General features: G+C 74.3%; 8 protein-coding genes. 1 reads left to right on the top strand and 7 read right to left on the bottom strand.

Going from position 1 to position 18,068, the window contains the following annotated elements; translation table 11 throughout:
* Positions 1–5: 5 nt before the first annotated feature.
* The 6 genes from ACIBEA_RS07640 to ACIBEA_RS07615 form a co-directional block, all read right to left on the bottom strand.
* Positions 6–6,287: an amino acid adenylation domain-containing protein gene (locus ACIBEA_RS07640; protein WP_399258892.1), complete on the bottom strand. Its 6,282-nt coding sequence runs from the start codon at positions 6,285–6,287 to the stop codon at positions 6–8.
* A gap of 206 nt (positions 6,288–6,493) precedes the next feature.
* Positions 6,494–8,890: a lantibiotic dehydratase gene (locus ACIBEA_RS07635; RefSeq protein ID WP_399258891.1), complete on the bottom strand. Its 2,397-nt coding sequence runs from the start codon at positions 8,888–8,890 to the stop codon at positions 6,494–6,496.
* Positions 8,891–8,900: 10 nt separating this feature from the next.
* On the bottom strand, positions 8,901–9,164 hold the full coding sequence (locus tag ACIBEA_RS07630) for an acyl carrier protein (protein ID WP_399258890.1): 264 nt from the start codon (positions 9,162–9,164) through the stop codon (positions 8,901–8,903).
* A complete protein-coding gene (locus ACIBEA_RS07625; protein ID WP_399258889.1) occupies positions 9,161–10,135 on the bottom strand; it encodes a threonine/serine dehydratase in 975 nt (324 codons plus the stop codon). The genes ACIBEA_RS07630 and ACIBEA_RS07625 overlap by 4 nt, the downstream gene beginning before the upstream one ends.
* The gene (locus tag ACIBEA_RS07620; RefSeq protein WP_399258888.1) at positions 10,132–11,637 is read right to left on the bottom strand and encodes an amino acid adenylation domain-containing protein; all 1,506 of its coding nucleotides are present in this window, start codon (positions 11,635–11,637) and stop codon (positions 10,132–10,134) included. Before ACIBEA_RS07620 ends, ACIBEA_RS07625 begins: the two co-directional genes overlap by 4 nt.
* The gene (locus ACIBEA_RS07615) at positions 11,637–13,979 is read right to left on the bottom strand and encodes a lantibiotic dehydratase (protein ID WP_399258887.1); all 2,343 of its coding nucleotides are present in this window, start codon (positions 13,977–13,979) and stop codon (positions 11,637–11,639) included. Before ACIBEA_RS07615 ends, ACIBEA_RS07620 begins: the two co-directional genes overlap by 1 nt.
* Before the next feature lie 217 nt (positions 13,980–14,196).
* On the opposite strand from ACIBEA_RS07615, the gene ACIBEA_RS07610 reads away from it, so the two are divergent.
* Complete coding sequence (locus tag ACIBEA_RS07610; RefSeq protein ID WP_399258886.1) at positions 14,197–14,415, top strand: MbtH family protein; 219 nt, start codon at positions 14,197–14,199, stop codon at positions 14,413–14,415.
* A 134-nt stretch (positions 14,416–14,549) separates the two neighbouring features.
* Here ACIBEA_RS07610 and ACIBEA_RS07605 read toward each other — a convergent pair whose 3' ends face one another.
* Positions 14,550–18,035, bottom strand: coding sequence for a M28 family peptidase (locus tag ACIBEA_RS07605; RefSeq protein ID WP_399258885.1), 3,486 nt, complete (start codon positions 18,033–18,035; stop codon positions 14,550–14,552).
* Between the last annotated feature and the right edge of the window lie 33 nt (positions 18,036–18,068).

Raw genomic sequence — 18,068 nt, 5'->3', positions numbered from 1 at the left:
TCGTCTCAGAAGTCAGCCGTCAGGGACAGGTCGATCTCGTCGTCGCTCATCCCGGCGATCTCCTCGAACAGCCGCTGCTCCACCAGTGCGGCGAGCAGTTCGACCGTCGGGTGCTCGAACAGGTCACGGACCTGGACCGGGCAGTCGAAGGCGGCGCGGAGCCGGGAGGCCACCGCCACGGCGCGCAGCGAGTGTCCGCCGAGGGCGAAGAAGTCCTCGTGGACCCCGATGGCGGGCAGGTCCAGCACCTCGGCCCAGATCTGGGCCGTCACCTCTTCGGTGGGGGTCCGCGGTGCCACGGAGGCGGCGGGCGCGGGGAGTTCGGGGTCGGGCAGCGCCGCGGTGTCGGTCTTGCCCTGCACGGTCAGGGGCAGGGAGTCGAGGACCACGAAGGCGGCCGGGACCATGTAGCCGGGCAGCCGGGTGCGGCACCAGGCGGCCAACTCCGCGCCGTCCATGCCCGTTCCGGCCACGTAGGCGACCAGGGCGCGGTCCCCGCGCAGTTCGCGGACCAGGACGGCTGCTCCGCGCACGCCCTCGTACTGTTCGAGGACCGCCTCGATCTCGCCCGGCTCGATGCGGAAGCCGCGGATCTTGACCTGGTGGTCGGTCCGGCCGAGGAACTCCAGCTCCCCGTCCGGGAGTCGGCGCACCAGGTCGCCGGTGCGGTAGAGCCTGCCGCCGGTGGCGCCGTACGGGTCGGGGACGAAGCGCTGGGCGGTCAGGGCGCTCCGGCCGAGGTAGCCGCGGGCCAGTTCGGCGCCGCCGACCAGGAGTTCGCCCGGCACGCCGACCGGGACGAGCTCGTCGTGCGCGTCGACGACGTAGAGCCGCCGCTCGCCCCAGGCCCGGCCGATCGGCACCCGGCCCGCGACCGGTCCGGTGACCCGGTGGGACGTGGCCGAGATGACGGATTCGGTGGGGCCGTAGGTGTTCTCGACGGGCACGTCGGGCAGGTGGGCGAACCACCTTTCCAGCGGGGCCGAGGGCAGTGCCTCCCCGCCGGTCACCACCAGCCGCAGGCTCTTGAGGTCGCCGGCCACCGCGTCGAGGCGGGCGGCGATCTCCTCCCAGTAGGAAGGGGTGACCTCCATGACGGTCACTCCCTCCGCCCGGACCCGCTCGGCGAGTTCCTCCACCGTCCACACCTCGTCCGGCCGGATCACCACGGTGCCCCCGGCGGCGAGTGCGGGCAGGATCTGTTCGAGGGAGGCGTCGAAGGAGTGGGAGGCGAAGTTCAGCACCCGGTCCTCGGCGCTCACGCCGAACCGCTCGCCGGCGGCGCGGGCGTGCGCGGCCAGCGCGTGGTGCTCCACGCCGACCGCCTTGGGGCGGCCGGTGGAGCCGGACGTGAAGATGACGAAGGCCAGTTCGCGCGGGTCGGGCGCGTGCCGGGGCGCGTCCGGATCGGGCCGCACGTCCTCCACGCGGAGCACCGGGCGCCCCAGCGCCGCGGCCAGGTCGGCGGTCGGCCCGTCCGTCACGACGTACCCGACCCCGGCCTGCTCCACCATGAAGCGCAGCCGCTCCTCGGGCAGGTGCGGGTCCAGCGGTACGTACGTCCCGCCCGCCCGCCAGATCGCGGCCATCGCCGTCACCGACCAGGTGCTCCGGCGCAGGCACACCCCGATCGGTGTGTGCGGGGTCGCCCCGGCCGCGGCCAGGGCCCGGGCCAGGCCGCCGGTCAGGGCGTCCAGCTCGCCGTAGCGCACGCTGTCCTGCCCGCACACCAGGGCCACCACACCGGCCTCGCCCCGCACCGCGAAGGGCGGCGCGGTGGCGACCGTCGGCGAACCCGCGGCCCCTGCCGTGAGCTCGGCGCGCTCGGCGGCCGACAGGAGCTCCAGGCGTTCGACGGGCCGCCCGGGGTCGGCCACGACCGCGGCCAGCACCCGGCTCACGTGCCCGGCGAAGCGGGTCACCGTCCCGGGGTCGAAGAGGTCGCTCGCGTACTCCACGTTCAGCGCGAACCGGTCCGGATAGAGCAGGAAGGTGGCCGTCAGGTCGAACTTCGCCGAGCGCCAGGGCAGAACGAAGTGCTCCACCTCCAGCCCCGCGACCCGCGGCCCGCCGGTGGCGCTCTCCTGTACGTCGAACATCACCTGGAAGAGCGGGTTGCGCGACGGGTCCCGCTCCGGACGCAGCTGCTCCACCAGCCGCTCGAAGGGCACCTCCTGGTGGTCGAAGGCCCCGAGCACCGACTCCCGGACCCGACCCAGGAACTCCTCGAAGGTGGGTTCGCCCGACAGATCGGCCCGCAGCACCACCGTGTTCACCAGCAGCCCCACCAGCCGCTCCAGCTCCACCTGGCCGCGACCCGCCACCGGGGTGCCCACCGCGAGGTCCCGCTGCCCCGACCAGCGGGCCAACACGACCTGGGTCACCGCCAGCAGCACCATGAACCGGCTCACCCCGAACCGGCGGGTCAGCTCGCCCAGCCCGGCCGCCAGCTCCGCGGGCAGGTCCACCTCGACGGCGCCGCCCCGGCCCGACCAGAGCGCCGGACGCGGCCGGTCCGTCGCCAGCTCCAGCGCGGGCACCCCCGCGAGGTGGCGCTCCCAGTAGTCCAGCTGCCGCTCCAGCACCTCGCCGCTCAGCCGGTCGCGCTGCCAGACGGAGTAGTCCCCGTACTGCACCGGGACCGGCCCCAGCGCCGCCGGCTCCCCGGCCAGTCGGGCCCGGTAGCAGGCCGACAGCTCGCCGATGATGATGTCCTTGGACCAACCGTCGGTGGCCGCGTGGTGGAAGGAGAGGACCGCGACGTGGTCCTCGGGCCCCAGCTCCCACACCCCGGCCCGCAGCAGCGGCGGGTGCTCCAGCGCGAACCGCCGGGTTGCGAAGGCGAAGGCCTGCTCGCGCACCTCCCCGAGCCGTACGGACTCCTCGCCGGGCGCGGCCGCGCGCCACTCCAGCGGTACGCCGACCCCCTCCACCACCTGCTGCACGGGCCGCCCGTCCCGCTCGGTCAGCGACGTGCGCAGCGCCTCGTGCCGGGCGAGCACCTCGTCCAGGGCGCCCTGCCAGGCCGCCCGGTCCAGGCCGCCGCGCATCCGCCAGGAGAACCACAGCACGTACGCGTCACCGGCCTCCGACATCCGGTCCAGGAACCACATGCGCTCCTGGGCGAAGGACTGCGGCAGCGGCCCGGAGCGGTCCACCGGGACCACCGCGGCCGCCCCGGCCTGCCGGGCCGCCGCCACCAGCGGCCCGAAGGAGCGGATGCTGGGGTTCTCGAACAGGGTGCGCAGCTCCACCTCGCGGCCGAGCCGCTCGGCGATCCGCGAGACCGCCATGGTGGCCAGCAGGGAGTGCCCGCCCAGGTCGAAGAAGCCGTCGTCGATGCCGACCCGGTCCACGCCCAGCACCTCGGCCCAGATCCCGGCGACGACCCGCTCGCTCTCGTTGCGCGGGGCGATGAACTCGGCGCCGCTCGCGTCCCGGTCGCGGTCCGGGCGCAGGCCCGGCAGCGCACCGCGGTCGAGCTTGCCGGAGGCGTTCACCGGGAGCGCGTCGAGGGACACGAAGTCCGCGGGCACGGCGTAGTGCGGCAACCGCTCGGCGCAGAAGGCGCGCAGGACGGGGGCCGGGACCGGGCCGTCGGCGCCCACCACGTAGCCCGCCAGCGCCGTACCGCCCTGGGCGTCCGGGCCGGTGGCGACGGCTGCCGCCACCACCCCCGGGCACTCCCGCAGGACGGCCTCGACCTCGCCGAGCTCGATGCGGAAGCCGCGGATCTTGACCTGGTCGTCGGTCCGACCGAGGAACTCCAGCTCCCCGGTGGGCAGTCGGCGCACGAGGTCGCCCGTACGGTAGAGCCTCCCGCCGTCCCCGGCGAAGGCGTCGGGCACGAAGGCGCGCGCGGTGAGACCGGGCCGGCCGAGGTAGCCGCGGGCCAGCTCCGGACCGCCGATCAGCAGCTCGCCCGCCACCCCCTCGGGGACCAGCTCGTCCCGCTCGTCCACGACGTACGCCCGGCGCCCGCCCAACGGGCGGCCGATCGGCACCCGGGCCGCCGCCGCGTCGCCCGTCGCCGGGCCCGTGATGTCGTGGACGGTCGCGGTGACGGTGGTCTCGGTCGGGCCGTAGGCGTTGACCACCCGTACCCCCGGCACCCGGGCCCGCCAGGCGGCCAGCGCACCCGCCGGGACGGACTCCCCGCCCAGGATCAGCAGGCGCAGGGGGGCCAGTGTCGCGGCCGAGGCGTCGGTGAGGGAGAAGGCGAGCTCGGTCCAGTAGGTCGGCGGCAGGTTCACGACGGTGATCCCGTGCCGCTCGACGATCGCGGGCACCCGGTCGGGCAGCCACTGCTCGTCGGGCCGGACGATCAGGGTCGCCCCGCAGCCCAGCGCCGTCAGCAGCTGGTCCAGGGAGGCGTCGAAGGAGAAGGAGGAGAAGGCGAGCACCCGGTCGGCCGCGGTGATCCCGAACTCCGCCCGCGCCGCGCCGACATGGGCGGCCATCGCCCCGTGCTCCACGCCGACCGCCTTGGGGCGGCCGGTGGAGCCCGAGGTGAAGATGACGTACGCCAGCTCCCGCGGATCCGGTGCGTGCCGGGGTGCCGTGCCCGCCGCGCCCGATCCGGGCCGCACGTCCTCCACGACCAGCACCGGCGCGCCGAGCTCCCGCGCCGTCGGCCGGGTGGCGGCGTCGGTCAGCACACACCGGACGCCCGCCTCCTCGGTCATGAACCGCAGTCGCTCGGACGGGAGTTGACGGTCCATCGGGACGAAGACGCCGCCCGCGCGCCAGATCGCGACCATCGCGGCCACGGACGCGTTGCCGCGCCGCATGCACACCCCGACCGGGGTGCCGGGCCGGACCCCCGCCCCGGTCAGGGCCGCGGCCAGGTCACCGGTCAGCGCGTCCAGCGCGCCGTAGGTCAAGGACTCCGCGCCGCAGACCAGGGCCACCGCCTGCGGGGCTCCGGACACGGCGAACGGGGCCGCGGGCACGGTGGAACCGGCTCCCGGGCCGCCCGCCAGCGCCACCAGGCGCCGGGCCTCGCCGCCGGGCAGCGGTTCCAGCTGCCGGGCGAGCGCCTCGACCGCGGCCGTGGGCGCGGCCACCACCGCGCGCACCAGGGCGACGTACCCCTCGGCGAACCGTTCCATCGTCGCGTCGTCGAACAGGGTGGTGGAGTACTGGAGCATGGCCGCGACATCGCCGTTGGCGCGCAGGCTGAGGTCGAGGAAGACGTCGAGCCCGGTGCCGCCGAGCGGTGTGGGGAGGAGGGCGACGTCCAGGTCGCCCAGGCGCGCCGGGGCGGGGGCGTTGTTGAGGAGGGTGAAGGAGGCCTGCGCGAGCGGGTGCCGGGACAGGTCGCGTTCGGTGACCACCTCGCCGACCACGCGGTCGAAGGGGGCGTCGGCGTGCGAGAAGTCCTTCAGCGCCCCGGTCCGCACCCGCGCCAGCAGCTCCGCGAACGTCGGGTCCCCCGACAGGTCGGTGCGCAGCACGATGGTGTTCACGAAGGGGCCGATCAGGGCGGAGACCCCGGGTCGGCCGCGGTCGGCGAGCGTGGTGCACACCGCGATGTCCCGACGGCCCGAGTACCGGCCCAGCAGGGCCTGGTAGACGGAGAGCAGCAGCATGTAGCGGGTCGCGCGGTGCTCGCGGGCCACCCGGTCGACCTCGGCGACCAGCGCGGCCGGCAGCTCGAAGCGGACCACGTCCCCCGAGCCGTCCCAGAACGCGGGCCGCGGCCGGTCGGTGGGCAGCGCCAGCGGGGTCGACCCGGCGAGGCGCTCGCGCCAGTACCCCAGCAGCCGTTCCATGCGCGGTCCGGCGAGCCGCTCGGCCTCGGCGTCGGCGACGTCGGTGTACTGGAGGGCGGGCGCCGCCACGGGCTGTCCGCGGTAACCGGCGTCCAGTTCGCGCAGCAGCACGTCCCAGGACCAGCCGTCGACCGCGATGTGGTGGACCACGACGAGCAGCAGGTGCTCCCGCGGACCGAGCCGGGCGAGGGTGGCCCGCACCGGGTGCTCCGTGGCCAGGTCCAGGGGGCGGGACAGCTCCCGCTCGAAGACCTCGGCGGCGTCGGCGGCGTCGGTCGGCTCCAGGGTGATCGCCGGGGCCGGGTCCACCCGCGGTACGGGCTCCCCGTCCACCGCGGTGAAGCGGGTGCGCAGCACCTCGTGCCGCGCGACGACCCCCGTCAACGCCCGCTCCAGCGCGGGGACGTCGAGGTCGCCTCGGATCCGCAGTGCCAGGGGGAGCAAGGAGTCGGTGGAACCTCGGGTGAGCTGGTCGAGGAACCACAGCCTGCGCTGCGCGAACGATGCCTTCACTGCGGGCCTCCAAGCGGTGTTTTCCACAACACTGCTGTCTGGGAAGGCCGGTCAGTAGGGAAGAAGAAGCAGCCCCGCACGCAGCGGTGGGGGTAGAAAGCGCAACGGCGGCGCCGCCCGGACGCGTTCGCGCTCGGGCGGGCCGCCGCCGCGGGGGTGCGTGGTCCCGGGTCGGACACGGGGGAGCCCGGCCGGGACCACGCGGCTCAGGGGGTGTGGCTCCCGCCCGGGACGTGGGGCGCGCCGCCCTCGTCGACCGCCACGAAGCGCAGCTCCGAGGTGTAGGCGGCGCCCCGGTCGTCGGTCAGCCACGCCTGCTCGGGGCTGGGCAGCATCTCGGTGATCACGGCGCGGCCGTCCGGGTCGTTGCGGGCCAGCCGGCGCAGCGCCTTGGCCAGGATGTTGAGGTACACCGGGCTGTCGAAGTCGACGTAGAACGGCCGGGTCTCGGTGGGCAGGACCACGAACACGAACCGCGGCAGACCGTGCCGTTCGCGCCACTGGCGGGCCCGCACGAAGCGACGGGCCTCGTCCTTCTCGTCCGCGAAGTCGATCCCGTCCTGGGGCAGCCGCCAGGTCTCCCGGGCCACCACCAGCCGGTCGACGGTCACCCGCGGCGCGTGCTCCGCATCGTCCGGCAGGATCTGGAACAGGTCCATCGCCAGGGTGGTCAGGACGTGCGCGAACACGTCCACCGCGGCGAACGCGGCGCCGTCGGGCAGCACCACCCGCAGCTCGCCGTCCGCGCCGCGGGCCACCGTGACGTCGGCGCTCAGGACCGAACGCGCCCGGGCCGGATCGGCGGTGAAGTCGACCAGCGCGACCTGGTAGTCCTCGGGCCGTACCAGGGCGTGCCGGGTGCGCACCGACAGGCGCGAGCGGTGCTCCTTGGGCAGCAGGGGCATCAGCCGGGGGCCGGGGTGGTCGCGGTCGGTGAGCGCGAGCAGTTCGCCGGCATCGGGGTGCTGGTGGACGAAGAGCGAGGAACCCAGCGTGTTGGAGGCCAAGTGCAGCTCGCCCAGCACCAGTTCGAACTCACCGCGGGCCACCGCGTCCGTGTCGGTCGCCGCGATCATGATGTCGGGGCTCAGATAGCGGGCGGCCGTCCAGCCGCCCGGCACACCACCCGCCCGCACACCGCCCGCTCGGCCGCCCCCGACCGGGTCGGCGCCCTCGCCGAACCGCTCGGCCACCGGCCCCGCGATGTCGGCCAGCGTCAGCCGGACCCGGCGCGCGTCCGGCGGCGGCGAGAGGATCGCCGCCCAACGCGCCCGGAACTCCCTCTGCAGCTCCTGCGTCTCGGTGCGCGCCGCCCCGTGCAGGATCGGCATGCAGGCGAACCAGAAGGCAGCCAGGTCCACCGTCCCCCGCTCGGCGAGGCGCTCGTAGACCGGCGCCGCCCGGTCCATCACGGCCTCGGCCAGCCGGGCGGTGAGCCAGCCCGCACTGGTGAGCAGCGGCTCCAGCGGGGCGAGGGCCTCGTGCACGACCCGGCCCAGCCGGGCGCTCGCCGAGCGGCGGCAGTCGGAGTACACCAGGGCCCGGCACGGCGCCGTACCGGCCGATTTCTCGCGGACGGCGGCGGTCTCGGTCAGCGCGACGAACTCGCCCTCCAGGGCGGTCATCGCCTCGACCAGGGCCTCGGGGCCCGTGGCGCCCGCCACCGCGTCCCGGCCGCGCTCCAGCACGTCCAGGGCGGCCAGGGCGCGCCCGCGCGCCGCCTCGTCGCCGATCCGGTGCAGCCAGGAGCGCAGGAACCGCTCGGGGCGCGCGTCGGCGGGCACCTCCAGCTTCCACACCACCCACCTGCGGGCCACCAGGCCCGTCAGCTCGGCCACGACGTCCGTACCGGGCAGCGCGACCGCGATCTCCCGCGCGCTGCGCACGCCGTCGCACAGGGCCAGTACGGCCGCGGCGCCGTCCCCGGCGAGCTGCGGCGGGCGACCGGGGACCAACACCTCGGCGCCCGCGGCGCCCTCGACGTCCGCGAGGCGGACGAAGGGCACCCGGCGCGGAGCCACCCACTGGCGCAGCCCGGGGTCGGACCCGATCGTCGCCGCGAGCGCGTCGACGGCCCAACTGGCGAAGTACACCTGGGAGTCGGCGATCAGGCCGGTCCCGGGATCGACGGCGACGCCGTCCGGGCCCGCGTCCGCCAGGTCCCAGCGGCCCCAGCCGACGGGGCCGAAGAAGCCGATGGTGTCGTTCTTGACGCAGAACCGCTGCCAGTAGTGCGCGACGAGCTCCTCGCGCTGGCGGGGCATGCTGGTGCGGGAAGAGGCGGTCGGCGTCCAGTTCAGGAACGGCGCGATCCCGGAGCTCAGGACCGGCCGGTTCTGCCAGGCCACGGCCTCCCGGAAGGCGGGCAGCCGGGCGATGTCCTGCAGGGCCCGCGCGTTGTCCACCGCGGCTTCCGCGAACAGCGCGCCGAACTCGCTCCAGCCCTCCCCGGCCAGCTGCTCGCCCTCGGGGAACTTGTCGGCCGCCGCGGCCAGCCCGGCCGGGGCCAGCCGCAGCACGCCCCGGGCCGGGAAGCCCGGCCCGCGCAGCGCGAACTGCTCCCACAGCCGCCAGCGGCCGCCCGGCAGATAGGTCTCGCTCATGGTCTGCCCCTCACGCCTGGACGAGGTCGGCGTCGACGACGGACGCCAGGTCGGCGGGGGAGGGGTAGGCGAAGACCAGCGCGACCGGCACCTCGACGCCCACCGCCTCCTCGATCCGCGCGGTGATCCGGAACGCGGTCAGCGAGTCCCCGCCCCACTCGTAGAAGTCGCTGTCCTCGTCGAGGTCGGCCTCGCCCAGGGTGTCGCGGTAGATGTCGAGCACCAGCTCCGTGAGCGCGGCACCGGTCAGGGTCGGGTTCAGGGACGTGGTCATGAGATCTCCTCCGGATACGGTTCGGTGGTCGCGGCGGCGGTGAGCGCCGCGGTGGTGTTGCCGCCCGAGACGATGGCGACGGCGCGCCCGGCGCCGCGGCCCGCGCGCAGCGCCCCGGCCAGGGCGACGGCACCGCTGGGTTCCGCCTCGATCCCGCGCCGGCGCAAGAAGGCGGCGGCGGCCAGGATCTCGGCGTCGGACACGGCGATCAGGTCGTCGACCCGGTCCCGGATGACGGGGAAGGTCACCGCGCCCGGCTGCTGCGCGCGCAGCCCGTCGGCGACGGTCTCGCTCGGCGCCAGCCGGACGGGCCGGCCCGCCGCCAGCGAACGGGCGTACCGGGGCGTCGCGGCGGGCTCCACGCCCACCACCCGGACCCGGTGCCCGTGGGCGGAGAGGCAGACCCCGGCCAGCAGCCCGCCCCCGCCGGTCGGCACGTAGACGGTCTCGACGTCGGGCACTTCGGCCAGGATCTCCGCCCCGACCGTGCCCTGCCCGGCGATCACGAGCTCGTGGTCCGAGGAGGGCACGAAGACCGCGCCGCCCTCCCGGGCCAGCTCCAGCGCCCGCTGGTCCCGCTCGGCCACCCCGCCCGGCACGGACACGATCCGCCCGCCCAGCGCCCGGATCAGCGCGGCCTTGGCCGGGCTGGCCCCGGCCGCCATCACCACGGTGACCTCGACCCCGAGCGGGGCGGCGAGCCGGGCCAGCGCGATCCCGTGGTTCCCGGAGGACCCGGTGACGATCCGGTCCGCGCCGAGCGCCAGGACGGCGTTGGCCGCCCCGCGCACCTTGAACGAGCCGCTGTGCTGGAGGTGTTCGGCCTTCAGCAGCAGCGCGCATTCCGAGCGCCGCCGCCCCGCGGCGCCCAGCCCCGGCAGCAGCGGGGTGCGCCGCACGTGTCCCGCCAGGCGCTCGACGGCCGCGTCCACGTCCGCCGGGCCCAGGGTGTCGATGGTCGTCGCGCTCATGACCGGGTGCCTCCGCTTTCGGCCAGGGCACGCCGGTCGGCCTTGCCCCCGCGGGTGGTGGGTAGTTCGGCCAGCCGGACGAACCGGCGCGGCATCAGGTGCGGCGGCAAGGTGGTCCCCAGGTGCGCCCGCAAGGCCGTGTCGGGAACAGCGGCGTCCCCGGTGACGTGCGCGATCAGGAACACCCGCCCCTGCGCGTCGGTCGCGGAGGTGACCACGGCGCCCGTCACCGCGGCGTGGGCCAGCAGCGCGCCCTCCACCTCGGCCGGGTCCACGCGGTAGCCCCGGATCTTCACCTGCCGGTCGCCGCGCCCCAGGTAGGCCAGCCCCCCGGGGCCGCTGCGGGCCAGGTCGCCGGTCCGGTAGAGCCGGGCGCCCGGCGGCCCGAGCGGGTCCGGCACGAAGCACGCGGCGGTCCGGGCGGGCATTCCGCGGTAGCCCCGGGCCACCCCGGTCCCGCCGATGTACACCTCCCCGACGGAGCCCTCGGGCACCGGCGCGAGCGCCGCGTCCAGCAGCCGGACCACGACCCCGTCGATCGGGGTCCCGATCAGGTCGGCCGCGGTGTCGGGATCGGCCGGCACCGCGTACCGGGTCGAGGTCATCGTGCACTCGGTGGGCCCGTACTGGTTGACCAGGGCGCCCGGGACCAGCGCCCGGCCGCCCGCGGCCAGGAACGGCCGCAGCGACTCCCCGCTGGAGACCACCAGCCGCAGTCCGGCCAGCAGTCCGGCCGCGTCCGGCTGACCGGCCAGGAAGGACAGGAAGGACGGGGTCACGCTCAGCAGCGCGGTCACCCCTTCGGAGCGCACCACCTCCCCGAACTCCTGCGGCCGCAGCAACGCCGAGCGCGGTACGACGACGAGGCGCCCGCCCGCCAGCAGCGGCGCGAAGGTGTCCCGCACGGAGGCGTCGTAGCCCAGCGGCGCGACCTGGAGGGCGACCGTGTCCGGCCCGAGACCGTAGTCGCGGGCGACGAAGCGCAGGTACGAATCGAGACCCCTGTGCTCGACCAGCACCGCGCTCGGCTCCCCGGTGGTCCCGGAGGTGTGACTGACGTAGGCGAGGCCGCGCTCCTGCGGCTCCGCCCCGGCCGGGCCGTCGCCCGCCCCGACCGGACCCGGCCGGTCCAGCAGGACGGGCGCCCCCGCGATCGGCAGGTCGAGGCGCGCCGCCAGGTCCGACCGGGACAGCAGCATCCCGGCGCCGCCGCTGCGCACCAGCGCCGCCAGCCGCGGCGCGGGCTGCTCCGGGTCCAGGCCCAGGAAGGCGGCGCCGGAGCGCACCACGGCCGCCATCGCGACCACGGCGTCCACCCCGCGCTCCACGGCCACCGCGCACACCACCTCGGGGCCGGCGCCCCGGAAGCGCAGCACCGCGGCCAGCGCCTCGATCCGGGCGGCCAGCTCCGCGTACGTCAGCTCCCCGTCGGGGGTGGTGACCGCGATCCGGCCCGGGTGGTGGGCCGCGTGCGCCGCGATGTCATCGACGAAGGTGCGCATCACGCGTCCTCGTCCGCCGTGGAGGGCACGGCGCTCTGGTCCACGGCGCTCTGGTCGACGGCGACGAAGCGCAGCTCCGAGGTGAAGGCGTTGCCCTGGTCGTCGGTCAGCCAGGCCTGCTCCGGCGTCGGCAGCATCTCGCTGACCTTCAGCCGGGCCTCCGGGTCCTTGCGGGCGAGCCTGCGCGCCGCCTTGGCCAGGATGGTCAGGTACACCGGGCTCTCGAAGTCGACGTAGAACGGCCTGGGTTCGGTGGGGGAGACCACGAACACGAAGCGCGGCAGGTCGTGTTCCCGCTGCCAGTGGCGCGCCCGGACGTACCGCCTGGCCTCCGACTTCTCGTCCGCGAAGGTCAGTTCGCCGGCCGCGAAGGTCCACGTCTCGCGCGCCACGATCATCTTGTCGATGGTGATCCGCGGGGTGTGGTCCCCCTCGGGGCGGATCGTGAACCGGTCCATGATCCGCTGGGTGAGGGTGTTGGCGTAGACGTCCAGCAGGGGGAAGGCGGTCCCGTCCGGCAGCACCGCCGTCAAGGCCCCCTCCCGGTCCTCCACCGCGACGTCCGCGCTGAGCACCGTGCGCGGCCGGTGCGGGTCGCCCGTGTCGTCGACCAGCGAGACGTAGTAGTCCTGCGGCCGGTCCAGCGAGGGCCGGCTGCGCGTGGACCACTTCAGCGGCAGCTCCTTGGGGAGCATCGGGAGCAGTCGCGGATCGGGGAAGTCCCGCGTGGTCTCCGCGATCAACTGCTCCCGGTCGGGGTGCTGATGGACGAAGAGCGAGGCCCCCATGGTGTTGAGCGCACTGTGCATCTCGCCCAGCACGAGCGCGAAGTCGCCGCGGCCCACCGCCGCCGCGTCCTCGGCGAGGACCAGCACGTCGGGGCTGAAGTAGCGGGCCAGCGACCAGCCCGCACCCGGCTCCTCGAACTCGGCCCGCACCCGCTCGGCGATGTCCGCCGAGGACGCCCGCACGCTGCGCGCCCCCTCGGGCACCTCCAGGATGCGGGCCCACTTCGCCCGCATCTCCGCCTGGATGACGTCCAGATCGGCGTTCGCCTCGGCGTACGGCGACGGCAGGCAGGCCAGCCACATCGCGCCCAGGTCCACCGGGCCGCTCGCGTGCAGCCGCTCGTACACCTCGCGCAGCCGTACGCCGACCCGCTCGGTGAACCGGTTCGTCATCCAGCGCGCGGAGGTCAGGCACTGCGCCAGCGGCGTCAGTTCGTCGAGCAGCGCGGTGCCCAGTGTGGCCGTCGCCGAGCGCCGGCAGTCGGAGTAGACCAGCCCGCGGCAGGGCGCGGTCCGCGCCCCCTTGGCCCGCTGGCCGTCGGTGTCGGTCAACCGCGCGAAGTCCGCCTCCAGCGCGCCCATCGCCTCGCCCAGCGCCTCGGCGTCCAGGCCGGCCGCCTGGACCGCGTCCCGGCCGCGCTCCAGCACGTCCAGCCGCTCCAGGGCGGACTCCCGCAGCGCCCGGTCGCCGACGCGCTCCAGGATGGCCCGCAGTTCCCGCTCGGGATAGGTGCTGCTCGGCACCTCCAGGCGCCAGTGCACCCACCGCTTGGACTGGAGCCAGGCGACGGTGTCGGACGCCTCCGCCTCGGTGATCCCGGCGGCCCCGGCGATCGCGGCCAGCGGTCGCGTCCCGTCACACAGGTCGAGCACGGCCCGTGCGGCGTCGGTGATGGGCTGCGGCGGGCGGCCGGGCAGCCGCACGGTCCGGCCCTCGGCGCGGACGAAGGACACCCGGCGCGGCGGGATCCACGCCTTCATCGCCGGGTCCGCGCCCAGCGTCTTGGCGAGCGCGTCGATGGCCCAACTGGCGAAGTAGACCTGCGAGTCGGCGAGCAGACCCGTACCCGGGTCGACGGCGATGCCGTGGCTCGCGAGGTCCCAGCGGCCCCAGCCGACGGGGCCGAAGAAGCCGATGGTGTCGTTCTTGACGCAGAACCGCTGCCAGTAGTGCGCGACGAGCTCCTCGCGCTGGCGGGGCATGCTGGTGCGGGAAGCGGCGGTCGGCGTCCAGTTCAGGAACGGCGCGATGCCCGTGCGCAGCACGGTCCGGTTCTGCCAGGCCACCGCGGCGCGGAAGCGCGGGGCGGCGGCGATCTCCTGGAGCAGCTCGGCGGTGCGCACGGCGCCCGTGTCGAAGGTCTCGGTGAAGGCCTCCCACTCGGGCCCGGCCAGCAGGTCCCGAGGCCCGAACTTGTCGGCGGCCACGGCCAGCCCGGGAGGCGCCATGCGCAGCACCCCTTCGGCGGGGAAGCCGGGGCCGCGCAGGGCGAAATGTTCCCACAAGCGCCAGCCACCCGTGGGCAGGTGCACGTGTTCCGGGACGTCCGTCATGGCGGAGGCTCCTTCCAGGCGGTACTGACTCCGCGCCGGGTACCGTCTTCGGCGTCACCCTGGCTTCCTCGAACCCTGCCGCCGCGGGCCGGGCGCCACCAGGGAAGGACGGGCAGCACCGGACACCGCCGCGTCTGCGCGTTTGTCTCTATGGCGGCCCGCGGTTCCGGGGCAGGCTGGGCGCGTCGAGGCGATCGAACGCGGGAGGGCCCAAGCGATGAGTGCCAGCGGTGAGAGCGGCTACCAGGTCGTGCGCAACGAGGAAGAGCAGTACTCCGTCTGGCGGCTGGACCGCGAGCTGCCGCAGGGCTGGCGGGCCGAGGGCACGTCCGGGACGCAGCAGGAGTGCCTGGACCACATCGACGTGGTGTGGACCGACATGCGGCCGCTGAGCCTGCGCCGCCGGATGGCCGAGTCGGCCGCGGCCACCGCCTGAGCGGGCGGCGGGAGCACGCGCACCCGTGCCCGCACCCGTACACGCACGACGGCGCCTGACCGGGGAACCGCCCCCGGTCAGGCGCCTTCGCGTCGTACGGTCCCGCGGGGGACCTGGGGTGACTCGGGTGGGCGTCAGCTCACCTGGAGGGTGACGTCGTCCACCACGAAGGAGGTCTGGAGGGACTGGTCCTCGACCCCCTGGAACTGGAGGGTGACCGTCTGGCCCGCGAACTGCGAGACGTCGTAGGTCTTCAGGACGTAGCCCGACGTCGCGTTCACGTTGGACAGCGTCTCCAGGGTCTGGCCGCCCACCGACACCTTGAAGGTGTCGTAGACGACGTTCTCGGTCTCGTCGGTGTCGATGTGCAGGTAGAAGGAGAGCCGGCCGGTCGAGCAGCCCGTCGGCAGGGTCAGGGACTGCGCCGCGCTGTCGGTGCGCGGGCTGCCCCAGCCGTTCAGCCACGCCATGTAGGCGCCGCCGTGCGGGGCTTCGCCCGCCTGGTTGGTGATGACGCCCGAGGTGGAGGTCCAGGGGGCGCTACCGCTCTCGAAGCCGCCGTTGGCGACGACCTGGCGCGGGGTGCAGGTACCGCCGCCGCCCCCTACGGTCAGGGTGTAGGTGGTGGCGTGGCTGGTGGTGCCGGTGCCGGTGACGGTCAGGGTGTAGGGGCCCGGCGTGGTGCTCGCGCCGACCTGGACGGACAGGGTCGAGGAGCTGCCGGACTGCACGGAGGTCGGGTTGAGCGTGGCGGTGACGCCGGGGGGCGCGCCGGTGACCGTCAGGTTCAGGGTCTGCGGGCTGCCGCTCACGGTGGTGGTGTTCACGGTGGAGCTGACGCTGCCGCCGGGGTTCGCGCTGCCGGCCGCGGGCGAGGTGCTCAGCGAGAAGTCCTGGGCCGGGGTGTCGCCGCCGACGGCCTGCTTCCAGATGGTGTAGGCGACGCCGTCGGCGCTGCGGTCCAGGACCGTGGCGCTGATGTTGTTCGTGGTGTCGCAGGAGCTGTGGTAGCAGGAGTCGTAGGCGGCGTTCGCGGTGCCGCCCCACTTCGCGGCCTGGGCCGAGGTCTTGCGGGCGCTCGCGCCGGCCGCGTAGCCGGAGGTCGGGATGCCCGCCTGCTGGAAGGAGTAGTCGTCACTGCGGCCCTGGCCCTCGACGTTCTCCTCGGGGGCGAGGTTCAGGGAGGTCCAGTACGCCTTCATCGGCGCCGAGGTGGCGGAGTTGAGGTTGTTGATGAAGTAGCCGCCGTTGGTGGAGCCGACCATGTCGAAGTTGTAGTAGCCCTTGATGGCCGACTTCTGGGTGCTGCTGAGCTGGTTCACGTAGAACTTGGAGCCGTTGAGGCCCTGTTCCTCGTCGGTCCACCACGCGAAGCGCACGTGCTTGGTCATGGTCGGGTTCCGCTGGGCCAGGACGAGCGCGTTCTCCAGCAGGGTCGCGGAGCCGGAGCCGTTGTCGTTGATGCCCGGGCCCGCGGAGACGCTGTCGAGGTGCGAGCCGAACATGACGGTCTGGTCGGCGGGGCCGCCCGGCCAGTCGGCGATCAGGTTGTTCGACGGGTAGGTGCAGGAGGTGCAGCTCTGCTCGGTGACGGTGTAACCGGCGGCCTGGAGCTTGCCCTTGATGTAGGCGACCGACCCGGTGTAACCGCCGCTACCGGCGCGGCGGTTGCCGCCGTTCTGGGAGGCGATCTGGTTCAGCTGGCTCAGGTGCGCCTGGACGTTGGCGACGTCGATGTTCGGCTGGCCGGGATCGGGCGGCGTGGTGCCGCTGACGGTCAGCGCGTAGTCGACCGTGTGCGACAGGCCCGGTCCCTGGCCCTTGACCGTGACGGTGGAGGAACCCGGCGCCGCGGAGGAGGAGGCGCTCAGGGTCAGCACCGAGGACTGGCCGGACTGCACGGTGGCCGGGTTGAAGGAGGCGCTCACCCCGGCCGGCAGCCCGGTCGCGGTGAGGGTGACCTGCTGGGCCGATCCGGTCGTGGTGTTCGTGGCCACGTTGGTGGTGAGCGAGGCACCCTGCTGGACGGTGCCGGAGGCGGGGTTCAGGGCCATCGAGAAGTCGTCGTTCTGACCGCTCGGGACGCAGGTCGTGTCACCGCTCTGGGCGGGGACGCTGATCGCGTCCCAGGCGGCCTTGGTCCGGTTGAAGAGGTTGCAGGTGCTCGGGTCCAGGGACTTGGCCGCGCTGAGCGTGGCCGTGCGGTACTTCTTGTAGCTCATGCTGCTGGTCTTGAGCAGCATGCCGCCGTAGAAGATCTTGCCGGCGTTCTGCACGCCGACGCCCGTGAGCGTGCTGCTGTTGCAGGTGCTGCTGTTGGGCTTGCCGCCGCCGGGGTTGGTGCCCTCGGCCAGCAGGTAGAACCAGTGGTTCAGCGGGCCGGCCGCCGCGTGCACCTCGGTGCCGGGTATGGAGGAGCTGTAGCAGGCCGGGTCGTTGTTGACCGCCGGCGGGTTGTACATGTTCCGGATCGGCCCGCGGCCCTGGAGGTTGATCATCTCGCCGACGGTGTAGTCCGGGACGTCGTACGGCGACGGCTCGTTGATGTACGCCTCGGTCAGCGCGCCGAAGATGTCTCCGGTGCCCTCGCCCAGCCCGGCCTCCTGGCCGCTGGTGCCGCCCGGGGTGTTGGTGTCGATGGCGTGCCCGTACTCGTGGGCCACCACGTCCACGCCGGCGATCCACTCGTTGGCGCTGTTGTGCCCGATGGTGACCGAGCTGCCGTCCCAGTAGGCGTTCAGGTCGGACAGGCCCACCTTGCCGGGGAAGCTGCGGCCGTTGCCGCTGACCCCGTTGCGGCCGAGCCAGGAGCCCAGCATGTCCCACTGCTTCTGGGCGGCGAACATGAGGTCCGTACAGCCGGTCTCCTTCGACGTGGCGTTCCCGGTGCCCCAGGAGTCCGACGACTTGGAGAAGACGCTGCCGCTGCTGTAGTCCGCGCAGCTCAGCCCGGTGCGGTTCGGGTCGCGCAGGGAGTACGTGCCCCCGGACGCGGTGGTGTCGATGGTCAGCGGGTTCGGGCCGTTCCACTTGCTGGTGCCGCTGCCGGCCACCACCTCGTCGTAACGGTCGACCACCTTGCCGGTGCGGGCGTCGACGAAGACGTGCAGCTTGCTCGGCGCGGTCGCCGTCCGCCCGGACAGGACGGTCTCCCAGGCCAACACCGGCCGGTCGTCCTTGAGGCGGACCACGAGCCGACCGTCGAGGACCTTGTCGGTGGCGACCAGCTCCTTGCGGGAGGTGGCCTCGGCGGCCTTCGCCGTGACGGTGGGGGTCGTCGCCACGTCGATCGCGGTGGCGGACGCCGACTGGACGGCGCGGACCTTGCCCTCGCCGTCGGCGAGGACCACCGCGTCGCCGCCGACCACGGGCAGGCCGCGGTAGGTGCGCTCGTAGGCCACGGAGTACAGGTCCTGTACCCACGGCGTGACCATCCGCCGGTCGTACTGCTGCTGGGGGGAGTTGACCAGGGAGTCGAGGCCGCTCTTGACGGCCGCGTCGGCGGCCGCGACCGCGCGGGCCGCCGACTTCGCCTGTGGGGGCTGGACTTGCCGTGTCGATTGCTGCGCGGCCGATGCGGTACCGGCCAGCGCTCCGGCGAGACTCGTGGTCAGCGCCATCGCTGCCACGGTCGCCATCCATCTGGTGGGCTG

It is taken from the genome of Streptomyces sp. NPDC051555, assembly GCF_044454405.1.
Taxonomy (GTDB): Bacteria; Actinomycetota; Actinomycetes; order Streptomycetales; family Streptomycetaceae; genus Streptomyces.
The sequence above is the reverse complement of the archived record's forward strand: the minus strand, read 5'-3'. Positions and strand labels throughout refer to the sequence as shown.